This window comes from Haladaptatus sp. W1, from assembly GCF_001723155.1.
Taxonomy (GTDB): domain Archaea; phylum Halobacteriota; class Halobacteria; order Halobacteriales; family Haladaptataceae; genus Haladaptatus; species Haladaptatus paucihalophilus.
Genome location: NZ_MEIH01000121.1, coordinates 1 through 3,133 on the forward strand (window position 1 = coordinate 1; position 3,133 = coordinate 3,133).

At 63.4% G+C, this 3,133-nt stretch carries 4 protein-coding genes and 1 pseudogene; 1 reads left to right on the plus strand and 4 read right to left on the minus strand.

All coding sequences use genetic code 11. The features are described 5' to 3' along the window. A pseudogene (locus BG842_RS06615) lies at positions 1–207 on the plus strand (phosphoglucosamine mutase); the annotation flags it as partial. A 30-nt stretch (positions 208–237) separates the two neighbouring features. Here the strand turns inward: BG842_RS06615 and BG842_RS06620 are convergent. The 4 genes from BG842_RS06620 to BG842_RS06635 form a co-directional block, all read right to left on the minus strand. After that, positions 238–1,350: a hypothetical protein gene (locus tag BG842_RS06620; protein ID WP_069450162.1), complete on the minus strand. Its 1,113-nt coding sequence runs from the start codon at positions 1,348–1,350 to the stop codon at positions 238–240. After that, a complete protein-coding gene (gene hisI, locus BG842_RS06625; RefSeq protein WP_069450163.1) occupies positions 1,343–1,780 on the minus strand; it encodes a phosphoribosyl-AMP cyclohydrolase in 438 nt (145 codons plus the stop codon). Before hisI ends, BG842_RS06620 begins: the two co-directional genes overlap by 8 nt. 82 nt (positions 1,781–1,862) lie before the next feature. Beyond that, complete coding sequence (locus BG842_RS06630) at positions 1,863–2,144, minus strand: GYD domain-containing protein (protein ID WP_069450164.1); 282 nt, start codon at positions 2,142–2,144, stop codon at positions 1,863–1,865. 76 nt (positions 2,145–2,220) lie between these two features. Beyond that, on the minus strand, positions 2,221–3,087 hold the full coding sequence (locus BG842_RS06635; protein ID WP_069450165.1) for a polysaccharide deacetylase: 867 nt from the start codon (positions 3,085–3,087) through the stop codon (positions 2,221–2,223). Positions 3,088–3,133: the final 46 nt, after the last annotated feature.

Genomic DNA, 3,133 nt, shown 5'->3' on the forward strand with positions numbered 1-3,133 from the left:
GCCGAGCGAGAGGCCGAGGAGTCGAACGCGGAACTCAACACCCGCGACGGCTACCGACTGGACTTCGGCGACGCGTGGGTCCTCGCCCGCCCGAGCGGGACGGAACCGATGGTTCGAATCTACGCCGAGGCGCGCGAACGCCACCGCGCCGAAGAACTCGCAGAAGAGATGGAAACAGCGCTTCGCGCGGCCAAAGCGAACGTCTGAGCGCGGTTCGTTTTTTCGACTCGAACTACCCTACCGCGAGGGATACTCGTCGAGCGCGTCAGAGAGCGTGTCTTTTCGCTCCTGCGCCCGTTCGAGTTCGTCTGTCACGTCGCCGCGGGCGAGTCGGTCGCGCTCCTCGTCGGAGAGTTCCGAGCGCGCTCGTGCGGCGGTGCGGAGGCGTTCGAAGTCGTCGTCGCGGGTGAGTCGTTCCACCTCGCGGAGCCGCGTGATGGCCTCCGGCGGTGCGAAGCGGTCCGCGACGCGAATCGCCTCGTCGCACCACCAGCGGAGTTCGTTCGCGGCGGCGGGCGGCCAGTCGATGGTGAGCGGTTCGGGACCGAGACGGTCGAGGTACGTCTCGTTCGTGGCGACGGCACGCTTCAGCGCCGCGGGGTCAGCGACGTAGTGGTCGAGTTTCGACCGGGAGTAGTGCGCGTATTCGAGCAGTTCGGGGAGGGTGAGGTCCCCGGCGTCGCTGTCGAGGAGGTACGCGCGGAGTTCGTCCGGCGGTGGCTGGAACTCGATGAGAGGATAGTGTTCGGTCGCGGCGAGGAATTCTATCAGTTCGCGGACGTTCTCGTCGTGAGTGAACGATTCGAACGCCTCGGTGATGGCGTCGTTGGCGGCGTCGATGGGTTCCCGAAGCAGTTCCGTCGGGGCGTCCAAGTCGGCGTCGCCGAGTTCTCGGAGTCGTTCGAGGTCCGCGATTCGCTCCTCAAGTTCCGTTACCCGTTGTGAGACGGTGTGCCGGGCGTCCCGGTAGCGCTTGCGGGCCTCGTTTCGCTCGTCCGAGAGGGCGACGATATCTTCGGCGGGCGAAAGGGCGCTCCGTCCGCTTTCGAAATCGCGTTCGCTCAGCCGACGTTTGTCGATGGCGTTTTCAGCCCGTTCGAACGCCTCGCGCGCGGGCAAGTCGTCGGGCAGGTTCTCCACGAAGTCGGCGAACTGCCCTTGGAACTGGACGAAAGCCTGGAAGTCACCGGTTCCGGTCGCCTTCCCCTCGTAGCGGTCGAGCAGGTGCGTAGCGCGGTCGTAGGCGTCGGCGACGGCGCGGATGGACTCCTCGCCGTACTCCTCGACGGCGGCGTTGGCTTCTCGGCACGCCTCGTCCGCGTCGCGGAGTTGGGTCAACGGGTCACTCATAGGCCTCGTCGGGGTCGAACACCCGTTCACCGACGACCGTCGTTTCGGCGGTTACGGCGGGCGCGTCGGTGGGGTCGGTCGATTCTTTCTCGTCCCGATTCACGGAGTCGAGGGTTTGGTAGAAACAGGACTCGTAGCCCGTGTGGCAGGCACCACCCTCCTGTTCGACGCGGTAGAGGAACGTGTCGCCGTCGCAATCGACGCGAATGTCCGCGACGCGTTGGACGTGACCGCTTGTGCCGCCCTTCTTCCAGAGTTCGTCCCGACTCCGGGAGTAGTAGTGAGCGAACCCGGTTTCGAGGGTCTTCTCGATTGCTTCGGGGGTGACGTACGCCAGCATCAGCACGTCGCCGGTGTCGGTATCCTGTGCGATTGCGGGGAGTAATTCGGTGTCATCGAACGCGAGGGCGACTTCGGATGACTCGTTCATGAATGAACGAACGAATCGGTGAAGAATATGCTTTTCCGCTCGGGGAAGAAATGATTTTTATCCATCATTTTCGGAGGAGAGGTCAGTCCTCGACCAGTCCCGCGAAATCAGCCATCGGGATGATTTCCATCGTCTGCATGTCCATCCCGTGGCGTTCGACCGCGAGACCGGCCTTGAACGCGGTGTCGCGGTCCGGCGCTTCGAAGATGAGCAGGAAATCGTACTCGCCGAGCACGGCAAAGCTTCCATCCAGTTCGACGCCGAACTCCTCGAATTCGAGGCGGATGTCGCCCCACGTCGAAACGAGGTCTTGGGCGTTCTGAACGCTCGTTCGGATGTCCACGAGTGCAACGTACTTCGCCATGAATAACGAATCGAGACGCAACGGGAAAACGGTTGTAGCCACCTTCTTAAAACAGTCGTCAGCGACGGCGGACGGGTCAGTCGCCGAGCATCGCCATCGGCTCACGGTCGCCGCTCCGGACCTCCGCCGCGACCGTGCTCACGTCCGCGAACTCGACGCCCGGTTTCGCCCGCATGTGCCCTATCAACTCCTCCAACCGGGTCGTTCGCGGCGGTTGCCCGATGACTTGCGGGTGCATCGCCAGCGTGAAAATCCCGTTTTCCACGTGCTCGTACATCCAATCGAACTGCGCCCGCCAGAGGCCGAACACCGACCGCTCGTCGGCGAAACCCCACAGAATCGACTGCTCCCAGACGAACATCAGCGCCGGGAAGTCCGCCCGTTTCCACGATATCGGCACCTCCACGATGTCGCTCTTCTCACCGATTTCGTAGGGCTTGTCCTGCGGTGCGCTCCAGTTTTTCCGGAGATAGTACGGCCGGAAGTTGTTGCCCATCTGGCTCGAATCCCACTCGAAGCCCAGTTCGTCGAGGATGTCGAGCGTGTGCGTCGAGAACTCCCACGCGGGGGACCGAAAGCCGACCGGGGGACTACCGGTGATGTCCTCGATGTTCGTCATCGCGCGTTCGTACTCGGCCTTTTCGTCCTCTTTGCTGTCGAACGTGCTCGGGTTGACGTGCCGCCAGCCGTGACACTGGATGTCGTAGCCGCGATCGTGGACCTCGCCGACGCGCTCGGGGAAGCTCTCTATCGTGTGGCCGGGGACGAACCACGTCGCCGAAATCCCGTGTCTGTCGTGCAGGTCGAGGAGTCGGGGTGCGCCGACCCACGCGCCGTACACTCCTCGGGACAGTTGCGTCGGCGCGTTCCCGACCTCGAAGGTGTGAATCCACACCGACACCGCGTCGAAGTCGTAGGTCAAACAGACGGTCGCGTCACTCATCGAGAACCGTGACGACGGGGAACGGCTTACCTGTAGCTCATTGGTA